At 27.6% G+C, this 17,181-nt stretch carries 13 protein-coding genes and 1 pseudogene; 7 read left to right on the plus strand and 7 right to left on the minus strand.

Annotated elements, in window-relative coordinates:
* Positions 1-21: 21 nt before the first annotated feature.
* The 7 genes and pseudogenes from EPJ79_RS03535 to EPJ79_RS03565 all read right to left on the minus strand — a co-directional run bounded on the left by EPJ79_RS03535 (position 22) and on the right by EPJ79_RS03565 (position 6,798).
* The gene (locus tag EPJ79_RS03535; RefSeq protein WP_147738465.1) at positions 22-1,236 is read right to left on the minus strand and encodes a hypothetical protein; all 1,215 of its coding nucleotides are present in this window, start codon (positions 1,234-1,236) and stop codon (positions 22-24) included.
* A gap of 387 nt (positions 1,237-1,623) precedes the next feature.
* Positions 1,624-2,567, minus strand: a pseudogene (locus EPJ79_RS03540) (Rpn family recombination-promoting nuclease/putative transposase).
* A 150-nt stretch (positions 2,568-2,717) separates the two neighbouring features.
* A complete protein-coding gene (locus EPJ79_RS03545) occupies positions 2,718-3,236 on the minus strand; it encodes a hypothetical protein (RefSeq protein ID WP_147528285.1) in 519 nt (172 codons plus the stop codon).
* Positions 3,237-3,767: a hypothetical protein gene (locus EPJ79_RS03550; protein ID WP_147736209.1), complete on the minus strand. Its 531-nt coding sequence runs from the start codon at positions 3,765-3,767 to the stop codon at positions 3,237-3,239.
* A gap of 182 nt (positions 3,768-3,949) precedes the next feature.
* Positions 3,950-4,552, minus strand: coding sequence for a hypothetical protein (locus EPJ79_RS03555; RefSeq protein WP_147738466.1), 603 nt, complete (start codon positions 4,550-4,552; stop codon positions 3,950-3,952).
* A gap of 213 nt (positions 4,553-4,765) precedes the next feature.
* Positions 4,766-5,746, minus strand: coding sequence for a hypothetical protein (locus EPJ79_RS03560; protein WP_147738467.1), 981 nt, complete (start codon positions 5,744-5,746; stop codon positions 4,766-4,768).
* Between the two features lie 20 nt (positions 5,747-5,766).
* Positions 5,767-6,798 (minus strand): hypothetical protein, encoded by a 1,032-nt coding sequence (locus tag EPJ79_RS03565; protein ID WP_147738468.1) that lies wholly within the window; start codon positions 6,796-6,798, stop codon positions 5,767-5,769.
* A gap of 231 nt (positions 6,799-7,029) precedes the next feature.
* Here EPJ79_RS03565 and EPJ79_RS03570 point away from each other — a divergent pair, with 231 nt between their 5' ends.
* From EPJ79_RS03570 to EPJ79_RS03600, 7 genes are all read left to right on the plus strand, one after another.
* Entirely contained in the window at positions 7,030-8,250 is a 1,221-nt protein-coding gene (locus tag EPJ79_RS03570; RefSeq protein WP_147738469.1) for an LCP family protein, read from the plus strand.
* Positions 8,234-8,638 (plus strand): ribosome silencing factor, encoded by a 405-nt coding sequence (gene rsfS, locus EPJ79_RS03575; protein ID WP_147525607.1) that lies wholly within the window; start codon positions 8,234-8,236, stop codon positions 8,636-8,638. Before EPJ79_RS03570 ends, rsfS begins: the two co-directional genes overlap by 17 nt.
* A 25-nt stretch (positions 8,639-8,663) precedes the next feature.
* The gene (locus EPJ79_RS03580) at positions 8,664-9,365 is read left to right on the plus strand and encodes a hypothetical protein (RefSeq protein WP_167497312.1); all 702 of its coding nucleotides are present in this window, start codon (positions 8,664-8,666) and stop codon (positions 9,363-9,365) included.
* A gap of 416 nt (positions 9,366-9,781) precedes the next feature.
* Positions 9,782-11,596, plus strand: coding sequence for a DNA primase (gene dnaG / locus EPJ79_RS03585; protein ID WP_147738470.1), 1,815 nt, complete (start codon positions 9,782-9,784; stop codon positions 11,594-11,596).
* A gap of 24 nt (positions 11,597-11,620) precedes the next feature.
* Positions 11,621-13,381 (plus strand): RNA polymerase sigma factor RpoD, encoded by a 1,761-nt coding sequence (gene rpoD / locus EPJ79_RS03590; protein ID WP_147718657.1) that lies wholly within the window; start codon positions 11,621-11,623, stop codon positions 13,379-13,381.
* Positions 13,382-13,710: 329 nt separating this feature from the next.
* A complete protein-coding gene (locus EPJ79_RS12000) occupies positions 13,711-15,639 on the plus strand; it encodes an acyl-CoA dehydrogenase family protein (RefSeq protein ID WP_147559804.1) in 1,929 nt (642 codons plus the stop codon).
* Positions 15,640-15,673: 34 nt separating this feature from the next.
* Positions 15,674-16,894 (plus strand): FprA family A-type flavoprotein, encoded by a 1,221-nt coding sequence (locus tag EPJ79_RS03600; protein ID WP_021959216.1) that lies wholly within the window; start codon positions 15,674-15,676, stop codon positions 16,892-16,894.
* Positions 16,895-17,181: the final 287 nt, after the last annotated feature.

Consider the following 17,181-nt stretch of genomic DNA (forward strand, 5'->3'; position numbering starts at 1 on the left):
ATATTTTTTATATTTATAATATTATTTATTAGAAATATTATTTTCTATTAAAGCATATTTATCGTTATTAATTTCAGCATAATAAATAGTATTTTTTCTTTCCATATTTTGAATAAAATTCATATTAGCTTGTATAACTTGACTGCTATTATTATTTATTTCTTCTTTTAATTTAGAATATTTTTCTATATGTTCTTTAGTAAAATCTTTACAGCTACCGCCTAAAAAACTACTTAAAAGAAATATTGGATTTACAAATATTCCTACTTTAAAAAGCGTATTTGGTATCCAATCTTTATTTTTCTGTATATAATCAAATTGATTTAAAATTTTATTTGTAATATCTTTTAATTTACTTGATATTCCATTGTCAAATAATTTATCATATTGTTTTAGAATAGCAAAAATATTTTCCGCATTTTCAAAATCATTATTTTGCGCATATACTTTATATAATAATGCGTATATAGAAATTAAAGTTTCAAAAGAGGCTTTATACATATAATAATTTAAATCAAATTCTCCTATATTTTTTAATAATTCCTCTATCCTAGATTTAAATCTTTTTTTGTTGCCAAAATCAATTTCATTTATAGTTGTATTTTTAATTTTTATTTCATAATAATTAAAAATATCTTTTGCCTTTATTTTCAAATCATTCAATATGCTTATATCATTTTTATCTATAGTCTTTTTATTTTCAATTACAAGTATTTCACTTATTATAGTTTTTAGTTCAGCCATTTTTTCGTATTCCATCTTCATAGATATTTCTTTTACTACATTCAATATCTCTCCTAATTTTTCATTTATTTGATACATAAAATATTGCCCTAACGCTACGGATGCGATTTGCAATATAAGAAAAGGCGATATTACTTTTGAAATATCACCGCCAACAGGAAAAAACTTTGCATGTTCGGATATTTTACCGTCTTTCATAATAGCACTACCGTATCCGCCTGTTGTAAATTTCATTAACGAATTAATAGATGTATCACATTTAAATAATTTTGAAGTTTTTTCTAAAATAAGTCCGTCTTTAAATAGTTCGCTTGCAACTTTTACTACGCTATCTGAAAAATTTCCTATATTAATACCATTTGAATTGCTTTCGTCAATTTTAAATATGTTATAATTGCTTAAATTATTTATCAAAGTATTTTTATCTGCTTCATTTTCTATCAAATCAAATTTAGCTTCAATAATTTCGTTATTTTTAGTTTCGTTTTCCATAAGATTAGCTCCATTTTAATTATATATTTTTATTATATAGTTTAATATTAAAATGTCAATATTTCAAAATTAAACTTTTATTTAATCATTGAATTTCTTCGTTTTTAATTGTAAGTTTCATTTATTTTCTCATTTATAATTATAATTTTATTTAGTAAACTTTTTAGTTTATTAAAACTATTTTATAACAAACTATATATCCAAGTTTAACTTCTTTCCAATCTTTATTAATTTTATTCATAAATTGATTATATAATTTATATGTTTTATAGTCAAATATTATATTTTTAGGATAAGCTAGATTTTTTATAATTTAATAAAATGATAGTTTATTATTTTAATTTTAATGGTTTTAATTTAACAAGTCTAATTAATTTTATTCATTTATTATAGTTTTTCAATTTCGTCAATGGTTAAGCCTGTTATTTCGCTTATAAGGTTAATGTCAAGGTTTTTAGTTTTCATAGATTTTGCCATTGAGTATTTTTCATCTTTTATTCCTTCAAGTTTACCCATTTTTATACCTTCTTCTATTTCTTCGTCAAAACCGTCTTCTCTTTCTCTTCTCAACATCATTTTTTGTCCGACTAAAAACGCTTCTCTAGCTGCATACGCTCGCATCATTTTATCATCCGAAGTAAATTTTCTGTATTCTTCAATAACTTTACTCATAATTTGATTTTCCTCCTTTAATTCGTCTTCAATTAATTCTAAATTATCGCTTGTAAAAAATTTCATCCAACTTAATAATCTATTGTTTTTTAATTCTTCTTTAGTTGAATTTTTAATTATCTCAATAAATCTTTTTACTTCTAAAATATGAATTTGAATTAAATCTAAACTTATATTTAAATCTTTTGTATCAATCAATTTAAAACATCTGTGAGCCTTGCCTTAGTCTCCGAATTTTAAATTAAAATCAAGTAAATTAATGCTAATAATTTTTGAACATTGTTATAATTTTCTCCTTCTTGGCGTCTGCCCGCTGTAAGTGTCACTTCGTTTATAACATTTTTTGAAATATAATAAAAAATTCTTTTTAGAAAATCTATATTTTCGCAAAGTTGAAATTCTATAATCACAGTTTCATTATTTTTTGTTTTTGCTTTAATGTCAATTATGGACTCTTTAAGTTCAATATTCTCCGATAAGTTAAGGCTAAAGCCCGCCTTTGGCGATGGGTCGATTATTTCCAAGTCTTTAACTTCCTCAAAATTGAATTCTCTTAAAGTAGAATTTACCAAATCGGTTAATAAATCTTCATTTCCGTTTTTTCCGAGTAGATATCGTGCAAATAAGTCGCTTAATTTATATACTTCTTCATGTTTCATAATTATATTATAACAGAATAATTTTTATTTGTCAAAATGATTTTAATAATTAAAGTAATACAAACAGACTACTCTACCTTTATTTATACAAATATTGGAAATATAAAAAATGTTTTAGATTATAAATCTAAAATAGTTTAGAAAATAATATTAATTTGAAATATCCCCTATCATAGCTTTTTTCTCCCAATTTATATCGTTAATAGTAGGAGCGGGAAATGTTTTCCAATTTATATTTTTTTTTGCAACCCAAACTTCTTTAGATTCAAAGACGCCGTTTTTTTGCATCCATAAATGAAGTTTATTATAATAAGATTTTTTATAAGCGTAAGTGTAATAAAGTTTATTATTTTCAACTATATAACCTTCCATAAAAGTTACTTTCACTGAAGAATAACCCGAAAATACTAGCATAAATTTATTAATATAATCGCTATGACTATAAACCGCCATATTATTTGATATCGCTTTTATAAAATTTAATCTTTTTTTATTGTCAATTATAATTTCGCCGTCTTTTTGAAAAGTATAATTTTTGTCGGCTTTTACGATTTTTTCTTTTATTAAATTAATCCAATATTTATCGAAAGATATTGTCCGCTTATTTGTAATCAGCAATAAAACTGTGAGAACTAAAAATATAACGGCTATAATAAATATATATTGCATTTAATATAATTCGCCTGCATAATCTCCGCTCGCCCAGTTAACATCTTCGGGTTGCGGCACGGGAAAACTTCTCCAATTTGCATTTGTTTTTGCAATCCAAGTGTCGTTTGTAAAAATAGCGTTGTCTTCTTTCCAAGCGTCTAATTTTTCTTCATAACTCGGCACATATTTTGAAAATCTCGTTATTTTAGCGCCTTCTATAGAATAACCTTCAACCATAACTATTCCCAAACTCGGAGCGTTGTCAAAAAAGAAACTTATAGGTTTTTGATGAGAATAATAAGCTTGAGATTCAGAACGCGCTCCTAAAAACTTATATTCTTTTATTAATAAAAATGGCGCTTTTCCCGAAATTAAAACCCAATTTCCGCCAGGAATAGCTTCGTATAAAGCGCCATGCATGTCTATAGTTTTTCTATTAATACGCTTAACCCAATTATGAGAATATTCGCTCGTTCTTGTAATATTTTGAGCGTTAAGAAAATTAATTAAGAATAAAATTAAAAATAGAAATAATAATTTTTTTTTCATTAGCAAAACTCCATTAAAATAATTATAATATATAAAATATTAAAATATTATTTTAAGTAAAAAGCGTAATATATTATCATCAATTAAGATTAATTTTTTCAATATATAGATATGAATTATAATTATTAAAAATATTATAATCTATCAAAATAAATAATTATATCGCTTAAATAAAAATTAAATTATTTATTCTTAATTTCTTTATAAAATTTTAATAATGTATATAAAGCTTTAGCCTGCTTCTTGCTAAAATCCTTTCTAGATAGCGAATAATAATTATTATTTCCGCTATTAAATCTTACATATACTTTAAATTTAGTATCTTCAATTAATTTTATTAAAGAATCTACTTCAGAATCGGATAATCTATGTTGCCTTCTTGCTACATTTTGTAAATTTCGCAAATGTATGGTGGCATCGCTTTCTTTAAATAATTTTTCTCCATTGTCAGCCAAATTAATATTCAAAACGACTTTATTATTTTCTTTTTTATCAGAAAAAATAACAGAATAAAATTTATCGTTCGCATTCTCTTCCGAATATAAATCGAATACAAGATAGCAAGTTTTAATATTATTTCTATAATAAATATTTGTTTGTATAACATATCCCCAAACGCTAGTTAAAGTAGAAGAACCTCTTTCGGTATGGTATATATCAAGATTTCTACCATAATCGCTTATCTTATACAAATCTGTTGGAATTTTGATTTCATTATCTTGCGCAAATACTATAGCGGATAACGATACAAATACTGCAATAAAACTTAACACTTTTCTTTTCATTTTTTTCTCCTTAACTTTTTTAATTTTATAATAATAAAGCGCATTAATAAAAATAGTCTCTTTACTATGCATAATATTATTATCGTATTTATATATTAATATTTTTAATGAATTTTTGCAATAGTGAAATTATAATTTTTTAATAATTTTTATTAATTAAATGTCGCGTATTTCAAATTATAAAAAGTTAACAGAATATTAAATATTTAATAACTATCTATATAACTTCAAAGGAAATGATTGCAATTTATTAGTTCTAACATCGAATACATTTCCCGCCGTATCTATAATTTTATAACCAAACATTGTAGTAAATTTTTTAAACTTTATATTATTTGGCAATATTAAATATTCTAAATTTCCGCTATCTTCGTCTATTCTAAATAAAACCATACTCGATATAATTTCCTCATCGCTGCTTTCTTTCACAAGAGCGGGAGTGTCTAAATATATTTTTTTGTCTAAATAAAATAATCCGCCTTCGTATTCTGAAGTAAATAATAAAAATAAATCTATTTTCCAATATATTTTTTTATTAGAATATAAATATATTGTTTTGTTTTCGTCTAATAATGCAAAATCTTTTTTATTTACTAAATATATTTTAGAAATTTTTATGTCGGTATAATCTACGGCAATTTTTATGTCCGACAATGTCAAAAAATTAAGATGATTAATAGTATTATCTTCGATAGTTGAAGGATAACTAAAAAAAGTTCTGTTCTCGTAAAAACAACCGTTGCTTATAAAAATATTTTCTTTTAAAATAGAAACTACATTTTTATCGACTATATCGTAAACGAAAGTATTAATTAAATTAAATTCTTTTCCTCTGCATAATATATATCTCGGATTTCCCGTAAAATAAGCTTCGTAAATATACATATAATTTATTTCTAAAAGTATTTTATTTGTTCCAATTTCAATTATTCTCAATTTATTATTTAAAGATTCGTTTGCATCGTTTGAAACAATCATTACTTTTTTTCCGTCTAAAGACAAATCTAAAATAGAATATGATTTTGCATTTTTATGAAATATTCTGCATTTAGAAAGTTTGAAATCGTAAAAGAAAGCGTTATGCATTCCTCTATAATACGGAGAAAATATTCCTCTATTTGTATTTTTATCAATATAAATAAAATAATCTTTTTTGTCTATTTTATTAAATAAGACATTATTTTTAGATATCATAAAATAAGCTCCAATGCTTTTTATTTCTTTATTCTTACTCTCATCATAATTTCTATTTTCTTATCGCTTTTATTTTGCAATATTGCATAATTATCGTATAATTCCACAACTTCTGCAGACACTACAAATTTTTCTTTTATGTTATAAAATCTATATTTATAAAGCATTTCGCTCGTATACCAAACATCGCCTCTTTCATTGCTTCTTATATGTTTATATTCTTCAATACTATTATTAGTTTCTACAGAATTTTTTGGACTATTGCTTTTATTTACAAACTTTTGATTTAAACTATTTGTATGAACATTGGTATAAGAATTTGAGCTATTGCTATCTCCGTTTGGAAGTTCTAAAACTCTTTCAAGTTCATATATATCGAATTTATCTCCTTTCTTTACATTATCTTTTTTGCCTAAATTAATATATATTTTTTTATCTTCTACTCTCGTTATTAAACCCGAAATAGAAGAAGCCTTAAGATATTTAACGATATCTCTTACAATTTTATCAAATGCCAAAATTGACGCTCTTCCAAGCGCGCTTTCGTAAAATAACGCATCTTCCGATTTATAAACGGGACTATTGCCAGGCAAAGTATAATTTGCGCTATTTGTAAAAGTTTTTAAAACCTCTAAAGTTTTTATATTTATAAGATTAACTTTAAACTCCACAGTCGCCGTATCTTTTCCGCCTTTTTTTAATGTAAAATCTAAAACTTCTCCGTTAATCAAATAATCGGAATTAAAAGTTTCTTTAATAAATTTTGAAGCGACATTAATATTTGTCTGCATTATTTTGTAAGAAGCGACAATATCGTAAGATGCAAAATAAGAAATTAATAAATCGTAATCGCTAACTTCAAATAAATGAGTATTTATTAGAGAAGATTCTAAAACTCTTGGCATTCCGTCATCAACCATATACTCTTCTATCCATTCTCTATTTGCGCTCTTAAAAGGTAAAATTGTCATTGTTATAGAATATAAATTTACGCCGAAAAATAGCGTTAATAAAATAAAAAATAAAATAAATCTAAATTTAATCATAAAAATTAATAATCTTTTTCTATTTTTTTATCTTTGGGTTTATAATAGGAAGTCATAGCGCTTATTGAAATAAAAGCTAATAATAAACCTATTAAGAAAACCACTTTCTTTGCAATATTCATAAAATATTAATCCGTTTTTTATTTATTTACAATAATTATAATTATAAAGTTAAACAATTTCAATAGCATAAAAAATAATTTGACAACTTATTTAACATAATATATTATTTATGATATGAATAAAAAAACGCAAAAAAATAAAAAAAATCATAAAGACGATAAATCTCTAAAATCGATAACTCAAGCAAATAGAAAAGCGATAGCGTTTGTAATTTCGTCAATAATAGCGGGAGTTGGAATTATAATATTTTTATTTTATTATTTCTTTTATAGCGATTTAAAAAAAGCTAGAGATAATGACGAAGAATTATATTTTGCAATTTTATTTATAGACGAAAATAATATTCCTTACGGCGCTTATTTTGGAATAATTTCAAGCTTGCATAATAGAATAGGAATTATCGGACTTCCTAAAAATATAGGTTTATGGAAAAATAAAAACGATAAAAATATTCCTTTAAATAAATTATATGAAACGGGAGGCAGAGAAGAAGTTTTTAAAGCGATTGAAATTACTACGGGAAAAAAAATAAGTTATAAAATAGCCGTTGATAATAATCAAATTTCGGATATTATAGATTTAATCGGCGGAGTTAGAATGTATATTGAAGAGGCTATTAATATAGATAATCTTTCTTTCGATGTCGGAGAGAGATTTTTTCAAGGCGATAAAGCGGTATCTTATTTAAATTATTTAACTATCGAAGGATATGAAGAAATTGAAACTTTATACAGACTTGAAGATTTAATTATAAACGCTATGATAGGAATTATACAAAATCCCGAACTTAAAAGTATAATGCTTTCAAAAGATATAAAAAATGCAATAACTTCAAGAATTAAATCGAACTTGAGACCGCCCGATATTAAGATTTTGTTTAATATACTTGCAAATTGCAATGAAAGAACTTTAATTGTAGAATCTATTGACGCAAACATAGACGAAAGAGGAATATTAACTCCGATACTTGAAGGAAGCGCTTTTATTAAACAAATAAACGATTTAACTTTATATGTCGGACTTAAAACTCAAAAAAGTGAAATTGAAAACGAAGATATAAGTTTAATAGTTTTGAACGCTACGGGAATAGGCGGACTTGCCGACAGAATAAGCATAAGAATGAGATATAGAGGTTTTAAAGCGGGAGAATACGGAAATTTTTCAAAAAATAATTTAAGCGAAAGCGCGGTTATTATAAGAAACGGACAAATTGAAAAAGGCTTTATGGTTGGAAGAGAATGCAGAATAAATAGAATATATGCTAAAACGGATAGAAGACTTTTAAATAATGCCGTTTTAATATTAGGAAACGATTATTATGAAATTACAAGATAATAAAATTACAAAAAATAAGAAAAAATTTATCGACAGAGAAAAAGCTAAAGAACTTACTTTGAAAGCGGCTAAAATTTTAGACGATAAAAAATTGGAAGATATAAAAGTTTTAGATTTGGACGGAATAACATCTCTATCCGACTTTTTTATTTTAGCTACGGCAAACTCTTCGCCTCAAATGAAAGCGGGAGCGGATGCAGTTTATAAAGAATTTAAAAAAGAGGAAGGAATACTGCCCTATTCTGAAAACGATAATACTCCCGAATCTTTATGGCATTTAAGCGATTACGGTTTTATGGTTATTCATATATTCACGAAAGAAGGAAGGGAATATTACGATTTGGATAAATTATGGAACGAAGCTAAAGAAATAAAATTTAATAAATAAAAAATTTAAAAAGGAGAATTTTATTATGAAGAGAATAAGTTTAATAATAGCGTTAATTTTTATCATAGCGTTTACTAAAGAATCTTTCGCTGTAAGCGGTTGGCAATTCGGTTTAAATATTCCGATTGGAGCAAGTTTTGGATTTTATAAAGTTCGTTTTTCTTCCGATGCGTCTCAAACTTATAAAGATACTTACGCCAAAAGAGATACAAGCGTTGGTTTTGATTCAGGATTAACCGTTCAGGCGGGATATTTTGTAGGAGATGGAGATAAAGGAATAAGTTTATTGCTCGATTTAGGTTATTCGCATGACACTTTTGCAATAAAAGGTTCTAGCACAAAAGAAAGCTATACTTTTGAAAGCATGCAAATTGGAATATTGCCGAAATTCCATAAAGGAAATTATGCCGTAGGTTTTGGAATAGGAATAAAAATTCCTTTTCAATTAACTCATTCGGCTAGCGTAGGAAATAGCTCTACGATAAGCAAATATAATATTGAGCAGATGAATAATCTTTTTAAAGATTTGGTTATAACTTATATAAAATTTTCTTTCGATTATTCTTTTTATGTTTTTGATAAAGTCGCCGTTTTATTTGGAGGTTATATAGGAGCAGATTTTAATTTAGATTTAAGAGGCGCTGAAAAAAGATATGTCGAAAATAGAAATTTATCTTCGTTTGATATTGGTTTTCAATTAGGATTAAAAATTGGAGAAGGTTTATAGGTTTTATTTTATTTAATTTATCAGTCGTCCCAATAAAAGCATTAACATTTTATATTAAAAATCTAATATACATTAGATAGTTTATTTATTTTAAATCTTTAATTTCATGAAAATAAATATTTTTATAAAATTAACGAATTCTAAAATCAAGCAATTAAAGTATTATTCTATTTCAATTATAGATTTAAATTTTTTTTATTATAAACTATTTATACTCTTATATTGTCAAAATTTTATTATTTTTTTTATTAATAGTTTATCTATTTAGTAGACAAGACGACAGCTAAATTATTAAAAATAAAAATTATAAAATTATAACCTTAAGATAGTTGACTTTTTTTAAAATATTCTTAATATTTATACAAAATAATTATAAAAGTTTTCAATTATTTATAAATTTTGAGATTTTATTTACCGTGAATAATAATTTATTTATTGAAAAATTGAACTCTCTTTTATCGAGAGTTTCTCTTGTCGATATATTAAGAGATAAATATAAAGTCGTTCATAGAGGCGGAAGTCAATATTTTGTTCAATGCCCTTTTCACAAAGATGGACAGGAAACTCATCCTTCTATGTCGGTTGATGATTCAAAAGGATTATATCAATGTTTTACATGCGGCGCTAAAGGAAATACAATAACCTATCTTAAAGAAAAAGAAGGAATGGATTTTAAAGAAGCGGTTAAATATCTTGGAAAAAGATTTTCGGTAGATACGAGCGATTTTTTTTCGGCTAAAAATTCTCAAAAAGAGCAAATATATTTAGAAAGCAGAAGAATAAACAGAATCGCATGCAATTTTTTCGGTAAAAATCTTCTTTTGAAAGATAAAAAAGGAAATTATTTTTATAAAGAAGCGGTAGAATATTTAAAAAAAAGAAAAATTCCTTTCAGTATAATAAAAGAATTTAAAATCGGATACGCTCCGCCAAGTTGGAATGCATTAATTAAAACTTTATCTCAAAATAATATAACCGTTCAAAATTTAAATACATTAGGGCTTGTCGGAATAAGTAAAAATAATCCGAATCATTTTTACGATAATTTTGTAAATAGAATAATGTTCCCAATTATAAACGAAAGAGAAGAGGTTATAGGTTTTGGAGGCAGAAGTATTGACGGAGTAGAGCCTAAATATTTGAATTCAAAAGAAAGTTTGGTTTTTAAAAAGAAATCATGTTTATACGGAATAAATATAGCTAAAAAATATATTATGAAATCTGACGAAGTTATATTAGTCGAAGGTTATATGGATACGATAGCTTGCCATAAAATGGGAATAAAAAATGTTGTCGGTTCTTTAGGCACGGCTATAACCGAAGAGCATGCAATCGAAATAAAAAAATATACAAATAATGTGGTTTTGGCTTTAGACGGAGATGAAGCGGGAATAAAAGCCTCCCAAAAAGCTATATTAATACTATTGAAATTCGATTTGAAATTGACTATACTATATATAAAAGAGACAAAAGATTTAGACGAATATTTTACAATTTACGATAAAAACGGTTTTGATAATTTATATAAAAATAGGCTTAATTGGTATGATTTTATTATAGAAATGGGAATAAAAGGACAGAGAGAGCCAAATAATCTATCAATAGAAGAAAAATTAAAGATTGTTAATATTATTTATAAATATTTAAATGAATTAAAAAGCGAAACGGAAAAACAAATGATAATATCTCATATAGCATCCAAACTTTCTATTGACAAAGAAGCTTTTAATAAAGATTATATAAATTTATACAAAAATAAGAAATTTAATAATTATAACTCAAAGAATAAGGATATAAAAACCGATAATAATTTTTATTATGAAAATAGCTTAATATATTTGCTTGCTTTGAATCCGTCTTTAATAAAAGAGGCAGAAAGAGAGATTGGAGTTGACCTTTTTAAAAAAGATATAACTAAAGAATTTTATATAAGACTCTTAACTCTTGATAAAGACGCCACTTCGGAAGATGCGCTAAATATACTTGGAAACGAGAATATTGCTAATCAGATAAAAAGTAAGGAAAAATTATATAAAGATAATATAAACGGAAAATTAGAATCGCTTATTATTAAAATAAAAAGCGGAGATATAGACTATAAACGAAAAGAGATAGTAAATAACGCTAATAATTCAATTAAAAGTAATGATAGTTTTGAGTCTATATGCGCGAAAGCCCGCGAAATACATAAACTTAATAAGCAAAAAGAAAAATTATATCAAGGAAATTAAACTATGAATAATAATATTACAGATATTACAATAGAAGAAGAATGCGACCTTCTAATAAAAAATGAAAAAATAAAAAAATTATTAGAAAAAGGAAACGAAAATAAATATCTAACCTACAAAGAAATTAATAACGCTATAGATAATGTAGACGCCGATGTAATAGATATTTTATTTCAATTATTAAATGCAAGAAATATCGCCACAGTCGAAGATAAAAAAGAATTCGACAATATTGTAAAAGAGCATAGCAAATCGGACAGTTCGGATAAATTTATCCATGTTGAAGAAAAAGTAGGAAATAATGACGACCCGATAAGATTATACTTAAAAGAAATTGGAAAAGTTAATTTGCTTACGCATGACGATGAAGTAGAATTTTCTAAAAAGATAGAAGCGGGAGAATCGGAAATTGAAGGAATTGTATTAAATACTCATTTAGTAGTTGGCGAAGTTTTAACTACTATTAAAAATGTTCATTCGGGAAGAGTTTCTATTCATGAAATATTAGAGCCTCCAAGAATATATAATGTTTCAACGCATGAAAAAAGAAAATTGGAAAGAAAATATAAAAGTTTTGAAAAAGAATATGTTGTATTGGCTGAAAAATATCTTTCTTTAGACAAAAGAATAAAAAAGATTACGACTAAAAAAACTATTCAAAATTTGACAAAAGAGCAGGATGAAATTAAAGATTCTATAGTTAAACTTCTTTACAAAGTTAGATTAAACAGAATGGAAATAGACAGAATAGCCGAAAAATTAAAATTCTATTTGCATAGAATAAATCAAATTGAAGAATATTTTGGAAAGCTAAAAAAGAGATATTACAAAGATATAGAAGATTTTGAAAATTATTATAAAGAAATTGAAAAAGGAAATAAAGAAATATTTATAAGACTTGTAGACGAGTTTAATATAAATCCTGACGCAATCGAAGCCGTTATAACGAGTTTCCATAATTCTCAAGTTCGTCTTGCAGATATTTACGATGAAGTTCGAGTCGATAAAGAAACTTTAACGGAATGGGTTAGAAAAATAGATTCTGCAAGAAGACATATTGCAAGAGCTAAAGACCATATTGTAAAAGCGAATTTAAGATTGGTTATAGCGATTGCAAAAAAATATGTCAATAGAGGACTTCATTTCTTCGATTTGGTTCAAGAAGGAAATATAGGATTAATAAAAGCGGTTGATAAATTTGAATATAAGAAAGGTTATAAATTTTCAACTTACGCAACTTGGTGGATTCGTCAGGCAATAACTCGTTCGATAAGCGACCAAGCCAGAACAATAAGAGTTCCCGTTCATATGATAGAACAGATTAATAAAGTGACTAGAGTTTTAAGACAATATATGCAGCAATACGGAAGAGAGCCTTCAATACAAGAAATAGCGAAAGCATTAGGTTGGCCCGAAAGCAGAGTAAAACAAGTTAGAAATGTAGCTAAAGACCCTGTTTCTTTAAATGCGCCTATAGGAGACGAAGAAGATACTATACTTGGAGAGCTTATAGAAGATAAAGAATTTGAAAGTCCTCAAAATATAACTACTTTCAAAATCCTTCAAAAACAAATCGGTTCTATTTTAGGAAATCTTCCGCAAAGAGAACAGAAAGTTATAAGAATGCGTTTCGGTTTGGATGATGGCTATAGTCATACTTTGGAAGAAGTTGGATATGTATTTAAAGTGACGAGAGAGAGAATAAGACAGATAGAAGCAAAGGCTATAAGAAGATTAAAAGCCACTTCAAAAAAGAGAAAACTTAAAGATTTTTTGGATTCTTAAATAAAAAAATAATTTAAAACGAATAAAAAATTTTTTCGATTTTCTTATTTTGGGTTTTGAATATCATAATTATATAAAATTTTGCATTAAATTATTGTAAATTTTATAAAAATATTAAAAATAAATTAAAATAATTATCAATTAGTATATATTTGCAATTGACAATTTAATTTTTTTATACTATAATATAAGTATAATGAAAATTATTTTGGTTGCAAAGTTAAGAATTTGAGATTTATTTTGTAGAGCGGACGCGGTTTAAGAAAAAGTAATTTGAAGAAAATCTGTAATTTATTATATATTTAAAATTCAAATTAAAGGAGAAGCAAATGTTTAAAACAACTGAACAACACGAAGAATTTCGTGCTAAGGTCAGAGCTTGGGCGGAAGAAGTAGTTAAACCCATAGCGGTAGAGCTTGACCTAGATAACAAATTCCCTGACGAAGCCGTTAAAGAAATGGGAAGAAAGAAACTCGACATAATGGGCATTCCTTATGAGAAGAAATATGGAGGCGCTGGTCTCGATGTCATAAGTTATGCAATAGCTGTCGAAGAACTTTCTAGAGTTGACGGCGGAGTAGGAGTTATTCTATCGGCTCATACTTCTTTAGGAGCTTATCCTATAGCCGCTTACGGAACAGAGGAGCAAAAGAAAAAATATTTAACTCCTCTATCTACGGGAGAAAAAATAGGAGCTTTCGGTTTAACTGAGCCTGAAGCGGGTTCTGATGCAGGCGGAACGGAAACTACCGCGGTTTTGCAAGGAGATTATTATATCTTGAATGGCGAAAAAATATTTATAACTAACGCTCCAAAAGCGGATATTTATGTAGTATTTGCCGTTACAACTCCTGGCATAGGAACAAAAGGAATAAGCGCTTTCATCGTTGAAAAAGGATGGGAAGGTTTTGAGTTTGGAGAACATTATAATAAATTGGGTATTCGTTCTTCTTCAACCGCTCAATTATTATTTAGCGATGTTAAAGTTCCTAAAGAAAACTTGCTTGGTAAAGAAGGACAAGGTTTCAAAATTGCAATGCAAACTCTTGACGGAGGTCGTATAGGAATTGCAGCTCAAGCTTTAGGAATAGCTCAAGGCGCTTACGAAGCGGCTTTAGAATATTCAAAAGAAAGAATACAGTTTGGACGCCCTATAGCTCAACAACAAGCTATAGCATTTAAACTTTCCGATATGGCTACAAAATTGCGCGCTGCTCGTTTATTAATCTATAGCGCGGGTTATTTGAAAGAAGCTCATGAACCTTACGGAATGGAAGCCGCTATGGCTAAACAATACGCTTCTGATATAGGTTTGGAAGTAGTTAATGACGCTCTTCAAATTCATGGCGGAAACGGATATATTAAAGGCGCTTATATGGTTGAAAGAGCCTACAGAGACGCTAAAATCTGCACAATTTACGAAGGCACTAACGAAATTCAAAGAGTGGTTATTTCTGCTTCTATACTCGGCAAAATGCCTAAAGCTCCAAGCGGTGGAGGCGGTGGCGGACTTATGGTTAAAAAAGGTCCTATCACTGGCGAAAGAAGAAATATACTATTTAAAGAAGGTTCGGCTCAAGATAGAGTTAACGCTTTGGTTGCAGCTTTACAAAAAGACGGCATTGACTTCTCTGTTGGTATAGATATAAGCACTCCTATTATTGACGCGGAAAGAGTAGTAAGCGCTGGTAAAGGTATTGGCGGAAAAGAAAATATGAAGCTTGTTGAAGAATTGGCTAAAGCTGCAGGCGCTGCTATCGGTTGTTCTCGCCCTGTTGCCGAAGAGTTGAGATATTTGCCTATAAATAGATATGTAGGTATGTCTGGACAAAAATTCAACGGTAATTTGTATATAGCTTGCGGTATTTCAGGCGCAAATCAGCATTTGAAAGGTATTAAAAATGCCGCTATAATAGTTGCGATAAATACTAGAGCAAACGCTAAAATATTCAAAAACGCCGATTATGGAATAGTCGGAGATGTTAAAGAGATTTTGCCTTTACTCGCTAAAGCTTTGGATACGGGCGCTAAAAAACCAGCCGAAGTTCCATACAAAAAAATGAAGAGAATAGCTCCTAAGAAAACAATCGAATTGCCTAAATTATATGCATGCACCGGTTGTGGCTATGAATATAACCCTCTAATAGGCGACCCTGAAGCAGAAATAGCTCCAGGAACAGAGTTTAAGTCTCTACCTGACGAATGGGTATGCCCTGAATGTAGCGAAGAAAAATCTACATTTATAGAGGCTTTTTAATATAATTGCAATAAATTAAAAAGGAGGAAAATTAATGCATTGCGTTAGAAAAGTTACAGAAGATTTATACTGGGTTGGAGCGAATGAACATCGTTTAGCCCTATTTGAAAATGTGCATCCCTTGACTAAAGGCGTTTCATATAACTCTTATCTTTTAATGGATGAAAAGACGGTTCTTTTTGATACCGTTGATTGGGCTGTATGCAGACAATTTATAGATAATATAGCTTATGTTTTGAATGGTAAAAAATTGGATTACATGATTATCAATCACATGGAACCCGACCATGCCGCTTGTATTCAAGAGGTTTTACTTCGCTATCCTGAAACTAAAGTTATATCAACCGAAAAAGCCTTTATGTTTATGGACCAATTCGGTTTTGTAGTTCCTGATGGACAAAAAATTCAAGTTAAAGAAGGCGATTCTCAAAAGTTTGGAAAGCATGAAATTCACTTCATAGCCGCTCAAATGGTTCACTGGCCAGAAGCTATGGTAAGTTTTGACGCTACAAACGGAGTTTTATTCTCTGCGGACGCTTTCGGAACATTTATAGCTTTAGACGGAAAATTATTCGCAGACGAAGTTAATTTTGACAGAGATTGGCTCGATGAAGCTCGAAGATATTATACGAATATCGTTGGTAAATACGGTCCTCATGTTCAACATCTCCTTAAAAAAGCGGGCGGAATTATTGACAAAATTAAAATACTTTGTCCTTTGCATGGTCCCGTTTGGAGAAAAGATTTGGGCTATATACTTGAAAAATACGACAAATGGAGCACTTATGTTCCAGAAGAAAAAGGCGTTTTAATCGTTTACGCTACAATGTATGGAAATACGGAAGAGATGGCTGGAGTTCTTGCGGCAAAATTAGCGGATAGGGGAATAACAAATATAGTTATGCATGATGTTTCAAGCACGCATGTATCTTATTTGATTTCGGATACTTTCAAATTAAGCCATGTTGTTTTGGCTTCGGTTACTTATAATTTGAATATATATCCGCCTATATACGAATATTTGCATGATATGAAGGCTCTTAATCTTCAAAAAAGAAAATTTGCCCTAATAGAAAACGGCTCTTGGGCTCCTAAATCTGGCACTTTGATGCAAGAGTTTATAGAAAATAATCTTAAACAATCAGAAGTTTTAGACGCTCAAGTTTCTGTTTCTTCTTCAATGAAGGATGCAAATGTAGGCGAAATGGACGCTTTGGTAGACGCTTTAGTAGAATCTATCAAACAACAAAAATAATAGCTTTTAACAATTTAATAATTAGTTAAAAGTTTTAATAAAGCTGATGGAGAATTAATTAATTTTCCATTGGCTTTTTTATTTATTAGATTTTTAATTTATTTAGAATTATATTTTTAGCATGTTTATATATAATCTATTGAAAGTTATTTATATAGTATTTAAATATTTATATAAATTATTAAATTAAATATGCATCAAAGTTCTTTCTTAAATCCTGTATAGACTTTTTAAAACCCCATTGTTCTTTAACAATGTTTTCTGCTTTCATTTTTATAAGATTAAAT

It is taken from the genome of Brachyspira aalborgi (genome assembly GCF_008016455.1).
Lineage (GTDB): Bacteria > Spirochaetota > Brachyspiria > Brachyspirales > Brachyspiraceae > Brachyspira > Brachyspira aalborgi.

Bases quoted from the DNA above. Each gene is read 5' to 3' on its own strand.
- EPJ79_RS03535 (WP_147738465.1), bottom strand. From the start codon at position 1,236: ATGGAAAACGAAACTAAAAATAACGAAATTATTGAAGCTAAATTTGAT.
- EPJ79_RS03545 (WP_147528285.1), bottom strand. From the start codon at position 3,236: ATGCAATATATATTTATTATAGCCGTTATATTTTTAGTTCTCACAGTT.
- EPJ79_RS03550 (WP_147736209.1), bottom strand. From the start codon at position 3,767: ATGAAAAAAAAATTATTATTTCTATTTTTAATTTTATTCTTAATTAAT.
- EPJ79_RS03555 (WP_147738466.1), bottom strand. From the start codon at position 4,552: ATGAAAAGAAAAGTGTTAAGTTTTATTGCAGTATTTGTATCGTTATCC.
- EPJ79_RS03560 (WP_147738467.1), bottom strand. From the start codon at position 5,746: ATGATATCTAAAAATAATGTCTTATTTAATAAAATAGACAAAAAAGAT.
- EPJ79_RS03570 (WP_147738469.1), top strand. From the start codon at position 7,030: ATGAATAAAAAAACGCAAAAAAATAAAAAAAATCATAAAGACGATAAA.
- rsfS (WP_147525607.1), top strand. From the start codon at position 8,234: ATGAAATTACAAGATAATAAAATTACAAAAAATAAGAAAAAATTTATC.
- EPJ79_RS03580 (WP_167497312.1), top strand. From the start codon at position 8,664: ATGAAGAGAATAAGTTTAATAATAGCGTTAATTTTTATCATAGCGTTT.
- EPJ79_RS12000 (WP_147559804.1), top strand. From the start codon at position 13,711: ATGTTTAAAACAACTGAACAACACGAAGAATTTCGTGCTAAGGTCAGA.
- EPJ79_RS03600 (WP_021959216.1), top strand. From the start codon at position 15,674: ATGCATTGCGTTAGAAAAGTTACAGAAGATTTATACTGGGTTGGAGCG.